Source organism: Vibrio sp. 10N.239.312.C11, from assembly GCF_041466065.1.
GTDB lineage: Bacteria > Pseudomonadota > Gammaproteobacteria > Enterobacterales > Vibrionaceae > Vibrio > Vibrio tasmaniensis_A.
The window spans coordinates 1-20,530 of record NZ_JBFSRZ010000033.1; the positions used below are offsets into that span (position 1 = coordinate 1).

Here is a 20,530-nt window from a genome sequence, read left to right on the forward strand (position 1 = left end):
TCCCAGCCAAATATCCGTTCAGGTTCAAGCAATAATGCTTATCCGAACGGCATTAACTCAATGATGTGGGTTTGCCGAACATGGATTGGCGAGACCCGAATGGAAAGCTGACTTACGCTGATAAACTTGCGTTATTTAGCGTGGCGAATCAGAGCTTTCCTCACGATGGCTTAGGGCTTTGGCTGGGGGACCACGCTAGCTTGAGCCACTTTGGTGTGTTGGGTTATGCGCTATCGACCAGTCAAAATGTCGGGGAGGCCATCAAGTCGGGCTTTAAATATCTGCGCCTGAACGGTCCTATCTTCTCGGTTAAATTGTTTCTAGATTCCGAGCAAGCAGTGATTCAGATTGAGAACACCTTGGAAGTGGGTGATCTCCTACCTTTCTGCAGTGAGTATTTCTTGAGTTCAATCGTCTCTTTGTTCAAAGAACTGACTGGTCATGAGTTGGATATTCATACTTTGGCTTTGCCTTATGCTCGCCCTAATTACACCAAGCTTTATGACGAGCGTTTCCAGTGCCCGGTGACTTTTGAACAAAACCATTGTGAACTGCGTTTTGATGCCTCGGTTTTATCACAAACCTTATTGAGTCATGATGCCGCGACACTGAAGCGCTATCTTGCGTCTTGCCAGTCGATAGTCGAAACGCTGGACTCTGAGCACCTGCTGACTAACCAGATCAAAACGATCTTTTATCAAACCGCAGGCAGTTTCCCGAATATAGAGCAACTCGCGGATGAGTTTGGTTGTAGCTCTCGTACGCTCAGGAGAGAGCTAGTGACCTATGATTCCAGTTATCAAGTGTTGCTTACCGAAGTTCGAGTGGAACTGGCCAAAGAGCTGTTACTCGGCACAACCATGAGTATCGATGACATCGGTGAAAGGCTCGGTTATAGCGACCCCGCAAATTTCAGACGAGCATTCAAAAGCTGGCTAAATAAAACACCGGCACAGTTTCGTGGCAGATTGAGTGCTTCTGGGTAATTGGCTCGATGTGCGTATAAACGGTATTTCGTGGAAAAGTGGAGGTTCTGAGCAACTAGAAGGGATTATGGCGACAGCTTAGATCTATCAGCGCAAATTTTGCGATTGTTCTGTAATTTGTTCTTGTTCAGTAAACAGATTCCTCAAAAACAGGTATGATAGTGCCGTTTTTAATCCTGAACTGGGAAAGTCATGGCAAAGTTAACACTCCAAGAGCAAATGCTTAAAGCTGGCTTGGTAAATGAGAAAAAATTAAAGAAGGCGAAGAAAGGCTCTAAAAAGTCTCGCGTTCAGTCTCGTGAAGCAAAAGCGGCAGCAGAAGAAACTAAACTGGCGCAGCAAGCGAAAGACAAAGAGTTAAACCAACAGTTGAAAGAACAGCAGTTGAGCAAAGAAATTAAAGCTCAAGTGAAGCAACTGATTGAGATGAACAAGATCGAACAGAAGAACGGTGAGATCAAATACAACTTCACCGACGGTACGCTAGTTAAATACCTTTACGTTGAAGAGCTGACTCAAAAGCAACTAAGTAAAGGCATTCTAAGTATTGCGCGCCAAGGCGAAAGCTATGTTGTTATCCCAACAGCAGTAGCAAACAAGATCGCAATGCGTGACGAAGAATCTATCGTTGATACGCAAGCTTCAAGCTCAGATGAAGTAGACGAAGATGACCCGTACAAAGACTTCGTGATCCCAGATGATCTAATGTGGTAATTGCCCGTTAGTACTGAGTAGAAGCACGAATTAAAAATGCAGCTGACAATCCTTCGATTGTGGCTGCATTTTTTTGTTTATGAGCTGTGAATCTTCTAGATACTAAATGACCACTAGCCAAATAGCTAAATAACTAAATAACTAAATAACTAACTAGTTAGATCATGGTTGAAGCGATCAGGCGTCACCGGGCTTCTCACGTTTGCTGTTCCAACCCATAAAGTTGTAAAGGTTGTAACGAGCAAAACCCAATTGTTCATGCAATGCAAAGTCTGTAACTGCGAAGTTGTACCATAATGGTAACCATGAAATTTGAGCAGCCATGTAGTCGGCTCGTACTGGGACGACGTTTAATCCAAAATGATTAAAGTAGAGTTCACTACGACGAATATGTAGGCCTGATGAAACAAGAACAATGTTGTCGAACTGGTGATGCTTCATTAGGTCACTGGTGAGCTGCGCGTTTTTCCAAGTGTTGACGCTATTCGATTCTTGAATGATATCGGCTAGTGGAACGCCGAGTCTAAGCAACTGCTGTTGATAAACTTCCGCTTCGGTTACACCATTATTTTGTGCATCTCCACCACTAACAATCACTTTGCATATGGTTTGAGCCTTCGCACAGTTTTTATATTGGCTTGCCGTTTCATTGATGCGACCGAACGAGAAAAAGGTCGGCTCAAATTCTTGTGTACTTGCGATGAGTTGAGTACCAGCACCAAGCAAGACAATGGCATTGTGAGAGGTCCACTGAATGTCAGGTTTGCGCTCATAATTGGCTTGCAGGTCGTTTAGTAGATAGCGAGGGATTAAACCCGAACCAATCAATATGAATAAAGAGAGAAGAAGAAGTTTGATAAAACTAGAGGTTTTTCGCCACTGAAATAAACGTGTAACGCCAACGAAGACTAGAAGAAGTAATAATATAATAAAGCTCATGAGGATCCTGTTATCGAACGGGTGCCAGAATGATGTGACATATTGAAGCGGTGCATCATATATCAGCTTGGCTGATGTTTCATGGCTAACTTATTGTACTATTGAACAAATATAGAGTTTTGCGTTATAGAATGTGGATGGTCGTAAAGTAATAAACAAAACTAATAAGCAATAAAAAACCGACGCATGTGCATCGGTTTTTGTTTAACGAGACTCAAGTTATTGGATCAATCGAACCCATTAAGCGTTCGCTTGTTCCAAATCTTGCTGTTTGTCCTTTTTAGCCAATAGGCGGCTTGTGATTGTACCAGCTGTCATTGCACCAGATACGTTAAGCGCAGTACGTGCCATATCGATAAGTGGTTCGATAGAGATAAGCAGTGCTGCGATAGTCACAGGTAGACCCATCGCGGGTAGTACGATAAGTGCCGCGAAAGTTGCACCGCCACCCACACCCGCGATACCGAATGAGCTCACCGTAATAATAGCAATGAGAGACAGAATGAAGTTGATGTCCATTGGGTCGATACCAACCGTAGGCGCAACCATAACTGCAAGCATTGCAGGGTAAATACCCGCACAACCATTTTGACCTATTGTTGCACCGAAAGACGCAGACAGGTTAGCAATCGCTGGTGGCACGTTTAACTTAGTGATTTGAGCTTCAACGTTCAGGGGAATAGTTGCTGCAGAGCTACGAGACGTGAAAGCGAACGTCAGTACTGGCCAGATCTTTTGGAAGTACTCTTTCGGGTTGACACCAACAAAAGAAACCAACACACCGTGAACGACGAACATCAGGATAATAGCGACGTAAGAAGCAACGATGAAGCCCAATAGGCTTAGGATGTCAGAAGCACTTGACGTTGCGACTACCTTCGCCATTAATGCTGCGATGCCGTATGGCGTTAGTGCCATGATCATCTTAACTAAGCGCATAACGATAGATTGAGCCGCTTCAACGAACGTACGGATTGGAGATTCTAATTCTTCTTTCTCTGCCATCACCTTACGAGCAGCAATACCCGTTAGCACGCCAAAGATAACTACCGCGATGATAGAAGTAGAGCGAGCCCCTGTTAGGTCTGCAAATGGGTTAGTCGGAATAAAGCTAACCAGCATTTGTGGAATCGTTAGATCTGAAACGCTGCCGATGCGGCTTTCTAGTGTTGCGATACGTGCTGTTTCACGAGCGCCTTCAGTTAAACCTTCAGCCGACAAGCCGAATGCTTGTGTTACAACAATACCAACAATCGCAGAAATTGCCGTTGTTGCTAGCAACACAGAAATGGTGATGCCGGAAATCTTACCTAGTGAGCCGCCTTTCTCAAGCTTCACTACTGCCGCAATCATTGAAACTAACACTAATGGCATGATGACCATTTTTAGTAGGCCAACGTAACCACGACCCACAATGTTTACCCAGTCGAGCGTCTCTTTGATAATAGGATTGCCTTCACCAAATAGCAGTTGAAGACCAAGGCCAAAAGCACTACCGAAAACTAAACCGAGTAAAACGAGGCGAGAAAGTGTGTTTTCTTTTTTCTGCTGTCCGTAGAGAAAAAAGAGGATACCAGTGAATACCGCTAAGGCAGCGATAGCTGAAAATGACATTGTTTTTCCTTATGAATAACCATGAATCGATAGGGCGCTTAGATATATGGGCGCAAATACTGTTAGCTAAAATAGCGACCTGTAACAAAACGTAAAATAAGGAAAAGTAATTTATTAGAACGATTAGTAATATCCACCCAATGGGTTGGATGGATATTCAACATTGTGGTGAATAGATAGACGTTTTAATGATATTTCGCTAATAAATTAAGCATGTCAGTCGAGGTGTAGATTTCGATACTTTGGAAATTATTTTCGAACAATCGGAATAATATTGCTTTCGCTACATCTTCCGATTGGATAGGGCGTAGGTTTTTGAATTTTCCAAACATTAACGGAGATATTAAAGGGAAGACTCTTTGTAGGAGCTTTTCATCAGTTCTGGGTTCGGCACGTTCACCCACCAGCGGGCCTGGACGAGCGATGAAGAGCTGCTTGAAGCCAATACGTTTTAGGTTTTGCTCCATTTGTCCCTTACAGCGCAGATAGTGTGAATAGGAGTCTGGCGAAGCGCCATAGCTAGAAACGACTGCGACACGTTGAACTCCAAGGAATTTCATCGACTGTGCCACTTGGCTAACCAGTTCCACATCGATCTTTCGCAGCGCTTCTTTTGAACCTGCTTTTTTCTTGGTTGTGCCTAAGCAGATAATGCCTAAGTTGGGCGTCGCTTTGGTGTCGTCCCAACTCGTTACTTGTAGATCGTTGTGGATGAGTGTATCGAGTTTGTTGGAGTGAAATTCTTCACCTAATGCTCTTCGTGACAAAGCATAGATGTGTTCTACAGCGGGCTCGTTAATAAGCAGTCTCAGGACATGATGACCAATTAGCCCTGACGCACCAGCTATAACAACCGATGTTTTATCTCCATAAATACTCATTATATTCCTTACTCGCTCTACAAGTGATTGTTTAATATAAACAGTGTTTGAATTTTAAGCGAACAAAAGTTTCATGAATGAGCGTTAGGAAGATGGGGTTTGATGATGGGCTTTTATACGGAAGGTATGTGCTTAGCTAGGTAAACCTCAATTAAGGTGTTAAAGATAACAAAGCCCGCTGGGCGACGGGCTTTGTTACTTACTTTGCTAGTTTGCTACTTTGTTGTCTTATTGCTTCGACAACTATTAGGTGAAGGAGAGTGGGATTTTCCTTACCTTTTTGCTGGTTTTCTTACTCGATTTATTTGGTTTTCTTTTACTTGTGTTTGGAATCATTTCACCTCCTAAATCATTGTTTGGTTTTGTCTTTCAATCGATTGTTTTCTTTTAAAGCAACTGCGATGTGGGTATTCACAGTATGGGCACTCATCAATGGAGAGATTAACAAGCACTTTAGATAAAGCATAAACGATGCCAAAATGTAAGTTATTGATAAATCTATTATCAGTATTGTAGGTGTTTCGGGTTCGTCAATTTGACTGTCAATTTGAGAAAATACCGGTGTGATCTGTTCAAATTAAGAACACTCTCTACCGTTTCTGTTGATTAGGCATAGATACAGCATTGCTTAACACGTAAACTGAACCGTAATTCACATAGACCAAGGACGTGCTATGAACCTCAAGCTTGATACTCTTGCTCCCACTCAGATTTATCACCTGATGACACAAACCGTTGTTCCTCGCCCTATTGCGTGGGCATTGACGGAATCTTCTGATCAAGAGTACAACCTAGCGCCTTTCTCTTATTTCACGCCTGTTTCCAGCAATCCGCCGCTACTGATGTTATCAGTTGGGAAAAAGCCGTCGGGCGAAATCAAAGATACCACCCGTAATGCCCTTGAAACGGGTAAGCTAGTGATTCACATTGCTTCTTCAAGTTCTGCAGAAATAATGACGGCAACAGCAGCAACACTCGATCATGGTGACTCTGAAGTTACCGCGAATAATATTGAACTGGTTGAATTCGAGGGCTTTTCTTTACCGAGAGCAAAAGAGTGCGCGGTCGCTTTTGGTTGCACCTTGTACGAAGTAAAAGAAGTGGGAGAGGTGCCACAAAGCCTTATCTTTGCTCAAGTCGAAACTGTGTACATCTCCGAAGATGTGATTGATCAAGAGAGTGAACGTCTTAAGATTGACGCGTTGGCATTGGACCCTTTATCTCGACTTGGTGGCGGTGAATACGCGACGCTTTCCAATGTGTTCTCTGTTGCACGCCCTAAATAGTGTAACGATTTAGCTTAAGCAGAATCGCAGCCCTAGAAATCCATTACCTTAAATTTAAGTGTTCCTAAACTTATGTTAGATACCCAATACTCGCAGTACATCCAACACCGAATTGACCAAAAAACCAAGCCACTCGGTGCGCTTGGCTTACTAGAAAAAGTCGCACATCAACTGGCATTGATTCAGAGCCAAGGCAAAGAAACTGCGGTTGAGCACATCGAATTGAATAAGCCACGTATCATCATTTTTGCTGGCGACCATGGCATAGCAGATGAAGGTGTGAGTATTGCTCCAAGTGCCGTCACGCAACAGATGGTGTTGAACTTCTTAAGCGGTGGCGCAGCGATTAATTGCTTTTGTGCGGTAAACAACGTCGAAATTACAGTCGTGGACACTGGGATTTTGTTGCCTGTTGAATCTGACAGCGACATGTTGATTTCTCAGCGCTTAGGTACGCGAACCAATAACTTTGCCAATGAAGCGGCAATGAGTTTAGAAACTGTTGAACGTGGGATTGAACTGGGAACTGAGCTTGTATCTAGAACCATTTCGAATGGCACGAATATCATCATGTTTGGTGAAATGGGTATCGGAAATACCAGCAGCGCATCAGCGATCTTAAGTGCATTAGCGAATCGTGCTGCAGCGGAGTGTGTCGGCCTAGGCACTGGCATCAACAATGAACAGCTTGCACGTAAATTGGCTGTGGTTGAGCAAGGTGTTGCGCGTTGCAAAGGTTTAGAGCTTAAAGAAGTTAAAGAGCTTGCAGATCTTACAGCTATTAAAGGGCTTAAAGATATCAAAGAGGTACTAGCACAAGTCGGTGGCTATGAAATCGTTCAAATGGTGGGTGGTTTCCTTGGCGCTTATCAAAACAGAACACCAGTATTGGTCGATGGCTTTATCGTGTCGGTTGCGGCGTATGTCGCGACTTTAATTGAACCGAGTTGCCGTGATTACATGATCTTTGCTCATCGCTCTGAAGAGTCTGGTCACAAAATTCTCTTAGAGCTGCTAGACGCTGAGCCACTGCTCGATCTTGGTTTGAGATTAGGCGAGGGCACAGGTGCTGCGCTAGCTATGCCAATAATTCGTGCGGCGGCCGAGTTTTATAACAACATGGCGAGTTTTGAGAGTGCTGGAGTCACGGTTTAATGAGTGATGCATCAGAAAGATCGTTGAAAGATAGCATCACATACCAATGGGAACTTTTTTCGTTGGCGATGGGTTTCTTTTCTCGTTTGCCGATGCCGAAGAATACGCCTTATTCAGAAGAGCGAATGAACCGTTCTGGTCGCTACTTTTCAACGGTTGGTTTGTTACTTGGTGTTCTGTGTGGCGGTGTGTTCTTGCTACTCGATGCCATACTGCCGAGTGCAGTGGCCATCTTTTTGATGATGAGCTTTAGCTTGATGCTAACCGGTGCTTTCCATGAAGACGGCTTAACCGATATGGCGGATGGTATTGGCGGCGGTATGACCTTAGAACGCCGTTTGACCATCATGAAAGACAGTCGAATTGGTACTTATGGCGCGTCTGCACTGGTTATGGCTCTGCTTGGCAAGTGGGTTCTATTAAACGAACTAGCGAATATGACAAATTTGTTTATGGCTATCGTGACCAGTTATACGTTTAGCCGCGCGATTGCCGCATCACTTATTTTTGATATGCCTTATGTCAGTGATTTAGATACCAGTAAAAGTAAGCCATTGGCGAACAAGCAAACTAAAGGTGAACTTGTCTTTTTATTGTTTGTAGGTGTGTTGCCTAGCCTGTGGTTTGGTCTTGAGCTCGCTTTGGTTTTATCTTTCTTCGCCTATCTGTTTAGATTAGGTTTCAAAAAATGGTTAACGGCTCGAATTGGTGGCTTTACTGGCGACTGTTTGGGTGCGGCTCAACAGTTGATGGAGTTGCTGACTTACCTTGTGTTCATTACTGCTTTTTACAATGGTTTTCTATAACAGGTTCCTATGACAAACACGAATCAAGCTAATCAAATTAATCAAGTAAGTCAGCGAAATAGCCATTTGGTATTGGGTGGGGCTCGTTCTGGTAAGTCGAGTTTTGCAGAACAACAGGCATTATGTTCGCTTGCAGCATGTTCAAATGGACGCCTCAATTATATTGCAACGGCCACTTATTTGGACGACGAAATGCGTGAGAGAATTGTGCACCATAAACAACGTCGTGGTGAGCTGTGGATTGAGCATGAAGCCCCTGTTGAATTAGCCGAAAAACTGCTGTCTTTTGGTCAAAACGATGTGGTGTTGATTGACTGCCTAACTTTGTGGTTGAACAACATTATTTTTGAGTTGGGTGATGATGCGACCAATGAACAGGTTGAGGCCGTGGTTGAAGTTTTAGTGAAAAGCGTAGAGCAAAGCCCAGCGCAAATTATCATGGTTTCTAACGAAGTCGGTTTAGGTGTGGTGCCGCTAGGTAAAGTGTCGCGCCTATTTGTCGACAATGCGGGTCGCATGAATCAAGCGCTAGCTCGCGTAGTTGAACGCGTTACGCTGGTTGCAGCAGGATTACCATTGAGCTTAAAACTGTCGAGCCATTCGACTCAAAGCTCGACTCATAATTAGATTGGTATCAAAGGTTAGTTGAACAAATGGAAAATGGAACAACCAAGAACATCTATTTACTAAGACATGGCAAAGTCGAAGGCGAAGCGGCACTTAATGGTTTATCTGATGTGTTGGTTAATCCTGATCTTCAAGATCGGATATGTGGGGCGCTGATAAAACAAGATATTGCCTTTGATTGCGTGGTTACCTCACCATTAAGGCGATGCAGCGACCTCGCAAACAGATACGCACAGCGTATGTCTGGGACTTTATCTGTAGCACCAGACTTTCAGGAAATGAACTTCGGTGACGTTGATGGTGTCCCATTTGATAAGCTTGAAGACAAGTGGGGAATGCTAGAAACCTTTTGGCAAGATCCTGCTAATCATCAACTGACTGGTGCAGAAAGTTTACAGAGCTTCCACGACAGAGTAACTCAAGCTTGGTCGCAACTTTTGGACGATCCAAGTGACAATCTATTATTGGTTACTCATGGTGGTGTGATTCGCATATTGTTAGCGCACTGCCTTGATATCGATTGGAAAAATCCGAGTTTGTACTCGAAGCTATCGATAGAAAACGCGTCGATAACTCATATTCAAATCACTCAGTTTGCGCAGAGCTTTACCAGTGTCAAATCGATAGGGCTACCTGTTCTCTGAGTGTTCAAAAAACACAGTTTAAGAGTTAACAATCTATTGGACCTGTAAATAGAAATTGAAACAGAAACAGAAATAGAAATAGAACCAGAAATAGAAATAGAAATAGAACCAGAAATAGAAGTATAAAGCGGCGTTTACAGCCGCTATACCAGATTGGTATTACTACCTACGTGAAAGGAATTTAGTCATGACAACACCGAATTGGGATCTAAGCATTGCTTATCGTGATCTTGATGATGCAAAAATCGAGCAGGACATTGAACTCATCCAGCAGTGCATTGAGCTGTTGTACCTACACGTTGAAAAGCGTCATATTATCCTAGCGATGCAAAACGCCATTCAAACTTCTGAAGCGGCAGGCACGTTACTGAGCACAATCAACACCTTCGCTAATTGCCACGCATCGGTAGACGCGACGCACACAGAAGCCAAAGCACTACTTGGTCGTGTAGCGAAGCTGAACTCTGAAATGTCTCAAGCATTCAGCCCTTACGAAGACACGCTAATTCACGCAGAACCAGAATTTATCGATGCAGTATTAGAGCATGAGAGCGCGGATGTTGCAGGGCAACGCTTTGCTATCGAAAGCTCACGTAAGTTATCAAGCAGCCGACTCAGTGTTGCTGAAGAGCAGTTGTTAGCGGCGATGAAGGTTGATGGCCGTGATGGGTGGGGGCGTTTATACGACAACCTAACCGGTTCTTTAAAACTGTCGCTAAAGCTGGACGGTGAAGACGAAGCTCTAGGTTTTTCACAAGCCGCGAGCCTGTTGTACGGTAGCGAATTCGACAAACAAGAACCGGCATGGCGCGCCGTTCAAGGCGCGATGAAAACGCATCAAGAGTCTTTTGCTTCGATCCTAAATGCATTGGCGGGTTGGCGACTGACTGAAAACAAAAAGCGCTCGAAGATTAGCGATGTACATTTCCTAGATCCAAGCCTACACGGCAGCCGCATCGTACCTGAAACGCTAGACACCATGATGTCGGTAGCAAAGGCAAATCGAGCAGTAGGCCAGAAAGCAGGCCTGTTAATGGCAAGAGTTCACGGGCTCGATGAAATGAAGCCTTGGAATCATTTAGCAGCCATGCCACCACTTGGTGATGCTGAATCTAAGGTTTACCCATTTGATGAAGCGATCGAAGTGATTAAAACCGCCTTCGCTGAAGTAAATCCAGAGATGGCTGATTTCGTCGCATTAATGGTTGAGAACGGTTGGATTGATGCCGCTCCAGCAGCCAATAAACGTCTAGGTGCGTACTGCACTAAATTTGCTGCGACACGCACCCCGCTTGTGTTCATGACATGGAGCGGTAGCCGCTCAGATTTAATGACATTGGCACACGAGCTAGGCCACGCGTTCCACAACTGGGTGATGAAAGACATGCCTTTGTGTCAAACACGCTACCCAATGACGCTAGCAGAAACGGCTTCGATCTTTGCTGAAAATATCGTTCGTGACCACTTGTTAAAACAAGCACAAACACGCAATGAGAAACTTGAAATGCTATGGGAAGAGCTTTCTTCTTCTTTGGCATTAATGGTGAACATTCCCGTTCGTTTTGAGTTTGAGAAAGCCTTCTACGAGCAGCGTGAAAAAGGCGAGCTAACGGCTCAGCAGCTGTGTGACTTGATGGAAACGACTTGGAAAGAGTGGTACGGCGATGCAATGACAGAAGCCGACCCTTACTTCTGGGCGAGCAAACTGCACTTCAGCATCTCTCAAGTGAGCTTCTACAACTACCCATATTTGTTCGGTTATCTGTTCAGTAAAGGTGTTTACGCTCAGCGTGATGCGAAAGGCGAGCAATTCTACGGCGATTACGTGTCGTTGCTTCGTGATACAGGCAGCATGATGGCGGAAGACGTGGTTCAAAAGCACCTTGGTATGGACCTGACTCAAGCGGATTTTTGGCAACAAAGCATCGACATGGTCAAAGTTCAAATCGATGAATTTGAAAGATTGCTCGATCAGGAAGATTAATTGATCTCAATCTGTTCATGGCAGGTAAGAGCTGTGTTAGCTTACGTGGCTCTTATCTTGCTGAGATCACCAGAGGCTACCAAAAGCTGCTCTAAATAGAGAAAGTTATTTGGAACAGATGTCGGTTAGTAAAATCAGCAGGTAATACAAAAATATATGGGTAGTATTTGTGAGTGATAACGGAGTTTCTATTGATAAGTGCGATCCTAGCAACACAATTTCTATGTACAATTTATTAACATACGGCCGTGCAATTAAGGAGTAGCGCATGACGAAGACCCTCTTTCGCCAATCATTTCTTTTTGACAGCCTAGATCTTGAGCAAGAAGTGGTTGCAGGACAGACCGTACTGAGTAACGGTGTTCAAATTAAGCTTCATCAACGCGGTGTATTGGAAGTGATTCCCGCAGAGTATAATTCTGAGACCAAGAACATCATCTTTTCAACAGGTGTTCATGGCGACGAAACTTCACCAATGGAGCTGATTGATAAGCTCATTGAGGATATTGAAACCGGCTTCCAAGTCGTGACAGCAAGATGTTTGTTCATCATTGCTCACCCAGAAGCGACCAATGCGCATACGCGTTTTCTTGATGTGAATATGAACCGTCTGTTTGATGAAAAACAGTACGAGAGTAATCGAGAAGTGGACATCGCGAAGAACCTTAAGTACTTGGTTACTGAGTTTTACAAGGAAACGGTGCCTGCCACTCGCTGGCACTTAGATCTGCACTGTGCGATCCGTTTGTCTAAGCATTACTCTTTCGCCGTAAGCCCTAAGGTTCGCCACGAAGTTCGCAGTAAAGCCTTGTTCGATTTCATTAACAGTGCTCACGTTGAAGCTGTGTTGCTGTCCAATGCGCCAACGAGTACTTTCAGTTGGTACAGCGCTGAAAACTTTGAAGCCCAAGCACTGACAATGGAGCTAGGACAGGTAGCAAGAATTGGTGAGAACCAGCTTGATAAGTTAACGGCTTTCGATTTGGCAATGCGCAATTTGATTGCTGAAATAGAACCAGAGCATTTACCAAAGAAAACCATTACTTATCGCGTAAGCCGAACCATTGTTCGTTTGCATGATGATTTTGATTTCATGTTCTCTGATGCCGTTGAAAACTTTACGGCCTTCAAGCACGGTGAAGTGTTTGGTCATGATGGTGATAAGCCATTGATGGCGAAGAATGAAAACGAAGCCGTGGTATTCCCAAATCGCAACGTTGCTATCGGTCAACGAGCGGCCTTAATGGTGTGTGAAGTTGAAACGCGATTCGATCACGGTCAGCTTGTTTACGATTAATATCCAGTCGAACTAGAACGGCCAAAACAACCGCTCAACTGGTTGAAATATCAAGGTTCACATTACGGTGTGAGCCTTGAGTTTATTTGGGGATACAGGTAAGGTTACGCGAACAATTTCAAAGTAGCTTGATATGGATTTCCAACAACTTCTTCACCAAAAACAGCGCAAATGGACCCGAGCCATTTATCTGATGGCAGCACTGCTTGTCGCGCTGAGTGCGATTTACCTAATGGTTGGCGATCTTTTCATTTCCCCTTTGGGCACCTTGTCCACGTTAGAACAAAAACTACTGATTGATTTACGCTTACCTCGACTATTGGCGGCTATTGCTATCGGGGCAGGGTTAGCCGTATCTGGCGCAAGCTTACAAGTCTTATTGGGTAACGTGTTAGCAGAGCCCGGTGTGCTCGGCATTTCTGGTGGTGCAAGCTTAGCGATGGTGATCGTGCTGTTCTTCTTACCGTTTGCTCCTACACCAGAACTGTTCATGATTGCCGCCGTTTTAGGGTCACTCTGTTTTACCGTGATTCTAGTGAGCATGGTTAAAACGATGCGACTGACTACGGCCAAGTTATTGCTGGTGGGTGTTGCGTTAGGCATTCTTTCTGGCGCGATGGTGACGTGGGCGTTCTATTTTAGTGATGACCTCAGCCTACGCTTATTGATGTATTGGCTGATGGGCAGCTTAGGTGGCGTCACTTGGTACCAACACTCGCTCACCTTAGTAATGATCCCCGTGATTATCTGGCTGTGCCTGCAAGGTAGCAAGCTAGACAAACTCATGATTGGCGAGACCCATGCTGCGCAGTTAGGCGTGAACGTTCCGAGATTACGTTGGCGTCTAATCTTCGCTGTGTCTATTTTAGTCGGCTGCGCAGTAGCGTTAGGTGGCGTGATCAGCTTTGTGGGTTTGGTGGTGCCACACTTACTGCGTTTAGCGATTGGTACCGACAACCGATACCTTCTTCCTTTGTCTGCCGTTGCCGGTGCCGCGTTACTGGTGTTTGCTGATATTTGCGCACGTACATTACTCGATTCTGCAGAATTACCCTTGGGTGTGATGACAACCAGTATCGGTGCACCAATCTTCATTTGGATGTTAATTAAAAATCATGATTCAAATTAAGAGCCTGAGCGTCGGCGCTCGCTTATTACCTCTATCGTTTGAGCTCAAGCAAGGACAGGTGACTCATGTCATCGGTCCTAATGGCAGTGGGAAAAGTACCTTATTAGAAGCGATATCTGGCGTTGGTGATGGCTACAAAGGTGATATAAAGCTCGACGGACAAGACTTGTCAGTATTATCACTGCAAGATTTGTCATTGCATCGTGCTTATCTTTGTCAAAGTGCAAGACCTGCCTTCAACTTAGAAGTGTTCCAATACCTTGCGTTGTCACTGCCAAGTTCATCACACGGACTTGATATTGAAATCAACGCAGCTTTGGACGAAATCAGCCAGATGCTAGACATTGCAGACAAACTTCATCGTTCCATTCAGACACTGTCTGGTGGTGAATGGCAACGCGTTCGTTTAGCGGGAATGTGCCTGCAAATTTGGCCGACGCTTAATCATTACGCAAAGCTTCTGATCCTAGACGAACCTGCAGCGCCGTTAGATATTGCTCAAGAAGCGTTGCTGTATAAGCTTATCGAACGAGTGGCTGAGAAGGGCATTGCGGTTATTATGGCTAACCACGACCTGAACCGAACCTTGAGGCATGCCGACCAAGTACTGCTGCTCGAAAAGGGCGTACTACAAGCATCAGGCAGTGCAGAGCAAGTGCTTGTGCCTGAACAGCTAGAATCCGTATTTAACACGCAAGTAAAAAGCATCTCGGTCGACAATCAAACTTACCTATTGTTTGGTTAATTTAGGCTCATCAATACAAAGCAATCTCTATGTTTAGATATATTCAACGACGACGAATCAAGAAAGTAATCAAATCACTTTCTGCAAAGTTGGTGAAAGCGTACGGAAGCAGTGATTTTTTCTCTATTGGGCAAGTAGAAACGAGTTCATGTGAATTGAGTAAGCGCCAACAACTGGTTGCCTTAGCATTGTTTGCTGATCCACAAGACCTTGCTGCTGAAATTGCTCCAGCCATTCAATTGCTGCGCAATGATGTGTCTAATGACTTCTTCGGTGGTGAGGATTATAACGCGCGTGATGTACTTAATTTGTTAGGCGGTGGCGGTTGGAAGGGCGGTCGTATGGACGATGATATGTCGAATCGATTTGGCATGAATAGCCGCTACTAGTTTAGCTCGTTTAAATTAACGTCTAAGGATTTGTCGATTTATAAACGTATACGCTTAATAGCTTAGCGACTTTGCAACAGTCTCAACAAAGTAATAATGATAGAAAGCACTCAATATCATTATTTATGCGAGCGCTTCACTCGAATTAATTCAACAAAAAAATACCTTCCTAGTGAGCTATTTTCCTGGGGTATGTGTAATTTGTGTCGGTAAAAATTGATAATTCGAAGCGATATCATCTATCTCTAACGCATTTCTTTGAGTTGTGTGACTCTGATTCCTTTCAAAATAAATCCCACTTTTATTGATAGTTATGACGTATATATTTTCCGTGTTCTTTAAGTCAGAAACTATAAACCCTCGAACTGCAATCTTGATTAGTCAATGTCCAATCAATATTGCATACGGGGGTAAAATAATAGAGAGTGGGAAAGTGAAAACAGCAAATAATAATATTCTTAAAATAGCAGTGGGGATGGCTATGCTATCCAGCGTACCATCAGTAGCAAACGCTCATGGCTGGTCTGAATTTCCAAGTGCACGTCAGAATACGTGTTATGAACAAGGCGGGGTTTGGTCGGGTACGCCACCAAATGCGGCGTGTGCTCAAGCAAAAGAGATTTCTGGGTCATACCCGTTCGTTCAACGCAACGAATACGCCAAAAACATTGAAGACTTCAACAACATCAATGCTGTAAAGGCTGCGATTCCAGACGGCACTTTGTGTTATGCCAATGATTCGCAAAAACGTGGTATGGGAGCACCTCATACAGGTTGGACTCGCACCGAGCTAAGCACTGGTACATTTGAATATGTATTCAACGCGACTGCACCACACAACCCGTCATTCTGGGAGTTCTACCTAACAAAACCAAACGCCGACCTGAGCAAAGGCCTAGCGTGGGGTGATTTAGATCTTATCCAAGAAGTTGGGAATGTTCCTGTAAGTGGTGGCAAATACCGCATCAACGTAACGATTCCTTCAGACCGCTCTGGCGACGCAATTCTATATGTACGTTGGCAACGTGACGATGCAGCAGGTGAAGGCTTCTACAACTGTTCAGACATCACTATCGCGGGGGGAACAACTCCTCCACCAGAGCCGGGTCCGGTGCCTGATCTAGTCCGTGGCGACCTGTTTGTTTCTGACCAGTTTGGTACGCCAGGAATTGGTGATACGGTTAAATATGACATCATCAACAAGTACGGTGAAGTAGCGCGTAGCTTCGACATCGTTATCGATGCTTCAAACGTTAACGATTGGGCTCGCTTGTTGGCTTCAGAGATTAACGGCTGGCATGAAGAGTTTAAAGATGGCGCGATCTTCATTGGTGACTGGCACGCTGAAATGCAGCACTACATGTATTTCCAAAACGATCCTTCACGTAACTTCTTCAACTCAAAAGATAGCCGTGCTTCTGGTCAGTTAACGCTGATTGATGGTGGCGACGGTGGTGTTGAACCATTGAAAGGCGACATCTACGAGCTAGTGAAGAGTGACAACGTAGTGAATGCTGGCGACAAAGTTGTGATTGCAACAAGTGAAGCGGCGACATTAACTCAAACTCAAGGTTCTTCAGTAAGCATTCAAAATAACGGCGCGGCTTCTATCGTAGTTGATACCACTGGCATCACTGCAAACGAAACTCTATCGTTTATGGCTAGCTCGATTGAAAGCGAAAGTGTTGAAACCTTCACTTTTGAAGTAATTGCTGATGACGGTGGCGTAACACCAGACCCAGATCCAACGCCGGATCCAGATCCGACTCCTGACCCAGGCACATGGGATTCATCAGCGACTTACCTTGGTGGCGAAGTCGTGACTTACTCGAACCAGTTTTGGAAAGCGCAATGGTGGGTTCAAGGTGGTACAAACCCTAAAGCGACCTACGAAAATGATCAATGGGGCGTGTGGCGTCCAGCTAACTAGTCGGCTAGTTAAACTAAGTAACTAAGTAACTAAGTAACTAAGTAGCTAAGTAGCTCAGTAATTAAGACACCACACTCGATTGATGAGTGCGGTGTCTTTTCTTATGGGAGAGATAAACAAGTCGACCGTGAGGGTAATTGGGTTTAGGGTAGGGCTCTGTTATACCTGAATGTCCGAATGCTTCGAATATCCACGGTTTAGTAATCTTTTACACATTAGATAGAAAAGACTTTTTGATGAAAAAATCTCAGATACTCGCCAATACAATCAAGAATCAGATAGAACAAAACATCTGGTTGAGTGGTGAGAAGATCCCATCAATTAGAGATGCGTGTAAGCGCTATAAACTCAGTATCGAGACGGTACTGCAAGCCTATCAGCAGCTTGAGGATCAAGGCTATGTGCGCTCAAAGCCCAAGTCTGGTTATTTCGTGTTACCACGCAGAAATGTATTCACCTCAGAACACACGCAACAAAAAGCCATCAAGCCGTATCCCGTTAAAATCAGTGACCTGCTTTACGATGTGCTTCAACGAGCCAAAGACCCTAGCATCATTCCACTCAGCTCGGCATTTCCAGACCCTGCCTTGTTTCCGCATCAAGCATTGTCGCGCAGTTTAGCCAATGCCAGTCGCCAAATGCCCGATAACAGCATGCTTACTAATCTTCCTCCGGGCAGTGAAACACTTCGCAGGCAAATCGCTCAACGTTATCAAACTGGTGGGCTAGATGTATTGCCCGACGATATTGTGATCACATCTGGGGCAATGGAAGCACTTAACTTATGCCTGCAATCCTGTACCGAACCGGGTGACTTAGTCGCTATTGGGTATCCTGCGTTCTATGGCGTGTTGCAGACCATTGAAAGGCTAAACCTGACGGCAGTTGAGATACCTACAGACCCAGAAACCGGAATCGATCTTGATGTGTTGGAATCGGTGTTCGCTTCAATGGACATCAAAGCGTGTTGGTTCATGACAGAATCGCAAAACCCAGTTGGTTATTCTATGAGCGACAGCAACAAGCAACGACTGGCCGAATTGGTGAATCAACACAAGATCCCGATGATCGAAGACGATGTATACCGAGAACTTCACGTCGGTAATCAAAGCTCTTTGCCTGCTAAAGCCTATGACACTGGCGAGCAAATCATGTTGTGTAGTTCGTTTTCTAAATCACTGTCGCCGGGCTTTCGAATCGGTTGGGTAGTTGCAAGGAAACAAGCGTTAAAGATTCAGAGATTGCAGCACCTTTCGACGCTCTCGAGCAGTATTCCTATCCAACTTGGGCTGTCTCACTACCTGACGTTTTATAGTTATGACAACCATCTTAAAAAACTTCGCAAGCTTTTGAATGAAAGGAAGAAGGCGCATATAGCATTGTTAGAATCCAGTTTGCCTAAGAGTGCTCTGATTCATAAAAGCCAAGGTGGTTACTTCATTTGGATAGAACTGCCGCACTCTGTTTGTGTTGAGAAGCTGTATGAGCTAGCCCTTGAACAAAACATCTCTGTCGCACCGGGAATCATATTCAGCAGTGACAAAAAGTTCTCTCATCACATTCGACTCAACTGTTCGTATGCTTGTGACGACAAAATAGCAGAAGCCATTCGAACGCTAGGCGGCTTGATTCAGGCAATGGAATTGCAAGCCAATAGTTGCAGCTAAACTCTGACTAGTCGTTCGTCTAATAAGTAAATCTGTTCTGTTTTTTAATGATTAATCTGTTCTAGTTTGGTTCGTGAGAACTGTGCTGAAATACGCTCCAATTCTTAATATGAAAGCCATCATTATGATGTTTGGAGCTTAAATGTTTGATGTAGTTGAATTGTCGCGTTTACAGTTTGCGCTAACCGCTATGTTCCACTTTCTTTTCGTCCCTCTGACTATCGGTATGTCGTGCTTACTGGCGATCATGGAGTCGATCTATGTACTCACCGGTAAACAAATCTATCAGGACATGACCCGCTTCTGGGGCAAACTGTTCGGCATTAACTTTGCCTTGGGTGTCACGACTGGTTTAACCATGGAATTCCAGTTTGGCACCAACTGGTCTTATTATTCTCACTATGTCGGCGATATTTTCGGTGCACCTTTAGCCATCGAAGCGCTTGTCGCGTTCTTCCTAGAATCCACCTTTGTTGGACTGTTCTTCTTCGGTTGGGAAAGGCTATCAAAACGCCAACACCTTGTGGTGACTTGGCTGGTGGCGTTGGGCTCTAGCTTCTCTGCGTTATGGATTCTGGTTGCTAACGGTTGGATGCAAAATCCGATTGGATCGGAGTTTAATTACCAAACCATGCGTATGGAAATGACTAGCTTCGCCGAAGTGGTGCTCAACCCAGTTGCTCAGGTTAAGTTCTTACACACAGTCGCTTCGGCTTATACCTGCGGTGCGATGTTTATCCTTGGCGTGAGTTCATACTACTTGCTGAAAGGTCGAGATATTGCCTTTGCCAAGCGTTCTTTCGCTGTAGCGGCATCTTTTGGTATCGCATCGATTATCTCCGTAATCGTACTTGGCGATGAATCTGGTTATGAACTGGGTGACGTCCAGAAAGTGAAACTTGCGGCGATTGAAGCTGAATGGCACACCGAACCGGCACCTGCGGCGTTTACTTTGTTTGGATTACCAAATCAAGAAGAAGGCAAAACCGACTTTGCTGTGAAAATTCCCTATGTGATGGGGATTATTGCAACGCGATCTTTGGACGAGCAAGTGACAGGGCTTCATGACTTGCGTGACCAACATTTAGTGCGTATTCGAAACGGTATTATTGCTTATGAATTGCTAGAGCGTTTGCGATCTGGCGATACCTCACATGAGACAGAGCAAGCTTTCGATCAAACCAAGCACGATCTCGGCTATGGCTTATTACTTAAGCGTTACACCGATACAGTGACTGACGCGACTGAACAACAAATCCAACAAGCAGCCGATGATTCAATCCCAACTGTGTGGCCTCTGTTCTGGTCATTCAGAATCATGGTGGGTTGTGGCTTCATTATGTTGTTTGTCTTTGGTGCGGCTTTCTTACAAACCTACCGTAAAAACATTACGCAAAAGCCTTGGTTATTGAAGGCGGCACTTTGGTCAATTCCGTTGCCTTGGGTGGCAATCGAAGCAGGTTGGTTTGTTGCGGAGTATGGTCGTCAGCCATGGGCGGTCGGTGAAATCCTCCCTGTTGCGGTCGCGGCTTCTTCGCAAACCGTTGAAAATTTACTTACGTCTCTCGCGCTAATTATTGGCCTCTATACGGTCTTCATCATTGTTGAAAGTTACTTGATGATTACCGTCGCTAAAAAAGGCCCAAGCTGTTTGAAAACGGGGCGTTATCACTATGAACAAACAACAACATCACTTGAAGCCAAATTGGCACAACAAGTTCAACAATAAGGTGACTA

17 protein-coding genes and 1 pseudogene are annotated in these 20,530 nt (G+C 44.6%); 15 read left to right on the top strand and 3 right to left on the bottom strand.

All coding sequences use genetic code 11. The features are described from left to right. Positions 1–56: 56 nt before the first annotated feature. Together AB6D07_RS14485 and AB6D07_RS14490 are read left to right on the top strand one after the other, a co-directional pair. Positions 57–986 (top strand): annotated as a pseudogene (locus AB6D07_RS14485) (AraC family transcriptional regulator); the annotation flags it as partial. Between the two features lie 192 nt (positions 987–1,178). Further along, a complete protein-coding gene (locus tag AB6D07_RS14490; protein WP_012604134.1) occupies positions 1,179–1,700 on the top strand; it encodes a DUF2058 domain-containing protein in 522 nt (173 codons plus the stop codon). A gap of 177 nt (positions 1,701–1,877) precedes the next feature. Here the strand turns inward: AB6D07_RS14490 and AB6D07_RS14495 are convergent, their stop codons facing one another. The 3 genes from AB6D07_RS14495 to AB6D07_RS14505 all read right to left on the bottom strand — a co-directional run bounded on the left by AB6D07_RS14495 (position 1,878) and on the right by AB6D07_RS14505 (position 5,134). After that, positions 1,878–2,639 (bottom strand): YdcF family protein, encoded by a 762-nt coding sequence (locus AB6D07_RS14495; protein WP_017102192.1) that lies wholly within the window; start codon positions 2,637–2,639, stop codon positions 1,878–1,880. 240 nt (positions 2,640–2,879) lie between these two features. Then, positions 2,880–4,253 carry an L-cystine transporter gene (locus tag AB6D07_RS14500; protein ID WP_009846939.1) on the bottom strand — a complete coding sequence of 458 codons (1,374 nt, stop codon included), beginning with the start codon at positions 4,251–4,253 and terminating at the stop codon, positions 2,880–2,882. A gap of 185 nt (positions 4,254–4,438) precedes the next feature. Further along, on the bottom strand, positions 4,439–5,134 hold the full coding sequence (locus AB6D07_RS14505; protein ID WP_017102191.1) for an NAD-dependent epimerase/dehydratase family protein: 696 nt from the start codon (positions 5,132–5,134) through the stop codon (positions 4,439–4,441). A 674-nt stretch (positions 5,135–5,808) separates the two neighbouring features. Between AB6D07_RS14505 and AB6D07_RS14510 the strand changes: the two genes are divergently transcribed. The 13 genes from AB6D07_RS14510 (at position 5,809) to AB6D07_RS14570 (ending at position 20,522) form a co-directional block, all read left to right on the top strand. Next, positions 5,809–6,420, top strand: a complete 612-nt coding sequence (locus tag AB6D07_RS14510; RefSeq protein ID WP_017102190.1) for a flavin reductase family protein — start codon at positions 5,809–5,811, stop codon at positions 6,418–6,420. 72 nt (positions 6,421–6,492) lie between these two features. Next, positions 6,493–7,575 carry a nicotinate-nucleotide--dimethylbenzimidazole phosphoribosyltransferase gene (gene cobT / locus AB6D07_RS14515; RefSeq protein WP_017102189.1) on the top strand — a complete coding sequence of 361 codons (1,083 nt, stop codon included), beginning with the start codon at positions 6,493–6,495 and terminating at the stop codon, positions 7,573–7,575. Then, the gene (locus AB6D07_RS14520; RefSeq protein WP_017102188.1) at positions 7,575–8,381 is read left to right on the top strand and encodes an adenosylcobinamide-GDP ribazoletransferase; all 807 of its coding nucleotides are present in this window, start codon (positions 7,575–7,577) and stop codon (positions 8,379–8,381) included. Before cobT ends, AB6D07_RS14520 begins: the two co-directional genes overlap by 1 nt. 9 nt (positions 8,382–8,390) lie before the next feature. Continuing rightward, the gene (gene cobU / locus AB6D07_RS14525; protein ID WP_017102187.1) at positions 8,391–9,008 is read left to right on the top strand and encodes a bifunctional adenosylcobinamide kinase/adenosylcobinamide-phosphate guanylyltransferase; all 618 of its coding nucleotides are present in this window, start codon (positions 8,391–8,393) and stop codon (positions 9,006–9,008) included. 26 nt (positions 9,009–9,034) lie between these two features. Then, entirely contained in the window at positions 9,035–9,652 is a 618-nt protein-coding gene (locus AB6D07_RS14530; RefSeq protein WP_017102186.1) for a histidine phosphatase family protein, read from the top strand. A 187-nt stretch (positions 9,653–9,839) separates the two neighbouring features. Next, positions 9,840–11,636 carry a M3 family oligoendopeptidase gene (locus AB6D07_RS14535; protein WP_017102185.1) on the top strand — a complete coding sequence of 599 codons (1,797 nt, stop codon included), beginning with the start codon at positions 9,840–9,842 and terminating at the stop codon, positions 11,634–11,636. 268 nt (positions 11,637–11,904) lie between these two features. Then, positions 11,905–12,933, top strand: a complete 1,029-nt coding sequence (locus AB6D07_RS14540) for a succinylglutamate desuccinylase (RefSeq protein WP_017102184.1) — start codon at positions 11,905–11,907, stop codon at positions 12,931–12,933. A gap of 133 nt (positions 12,934–13,066) precedes the next feature. Continuing rightward, positions 13,067–14,062, top strand: coding sequence for a vitamin B12 ABC transporter permease BtuC (gene btuC, locus AB6D07_RS14545; protein WP_004734896.1), 996 nt, complete (start codon positions 13,067–13,069; stop codon positions 14,060–14,062). Continuing rightward, a complete protein-coding gene (btuD, locus tag AB6D07_RS14550) occupies positions 14,049–14,807 on the top strand; it encodes a vitamin B12 ABC transporter ATP-binding protein BtuD (RefSeq protein WP_372091963.1) in 759 nt (252 codons plus the stop codon). Before btuC ends, btuD begins: the two co-directional genes overlap by 14 nt. A gap of 29 nt (positions 14,808–14,836) precedes the next feature. After that, positions 14,837–15,196: a DUF6559 family protein gene (locus tag AB6D07_RS14555; RefSeq protein ID WP_017102182.1), complete on the top strand. Its 360-nt coding sequence runs from the start codon at positions 14,837–14,839 to the stop codon at positions 15,194–15,196. A gap of 475 nt (positions 15,197–15,671) precedes the next feature. Beyond that, positions 15,672–17,126 carry a lytic polysaccharide monooxygenase gene (locus AB6D07_RS14560; RefSeq protein ID WP_029222781.1) on the top strand — a complete coding sequence of 485 codons (1,455 nt, stop codon included), beginning with the start codon at positions 15,672–15,674 and terminating at the stop codon, positions 17,124–17,126. A gap of 236 nt (positions 17,127–17,362) precedes the next feature. Beyond that, positions 17,363–18,793, top strand: a complete 1,431-nt coding sequence (locus AB6D07_RS14565; protein ID WP_029222780.1) for a PLP-dependent aminotransferase family protein — start codon at positions 17,363–17,365, stop codon at positions 18,791–18,793. A gap of 142 nt (positions 18,794–18,935) precedes the next feature. Continuing rightward, on the top strand, positions 18,936–20,522 hold the full coding sequence (locus AB6D07_RS14570) for a cytochrome ubiquinol oxidase subunit I (protein ID WP_372091967.1): 1,587 nt from the start codon (positions 18,936–18,938) through the stop codon (positions 20,520–20,522). The last annotated feature ends 8 nt before the right edge of the window (positions 20,523–20,530 follow it).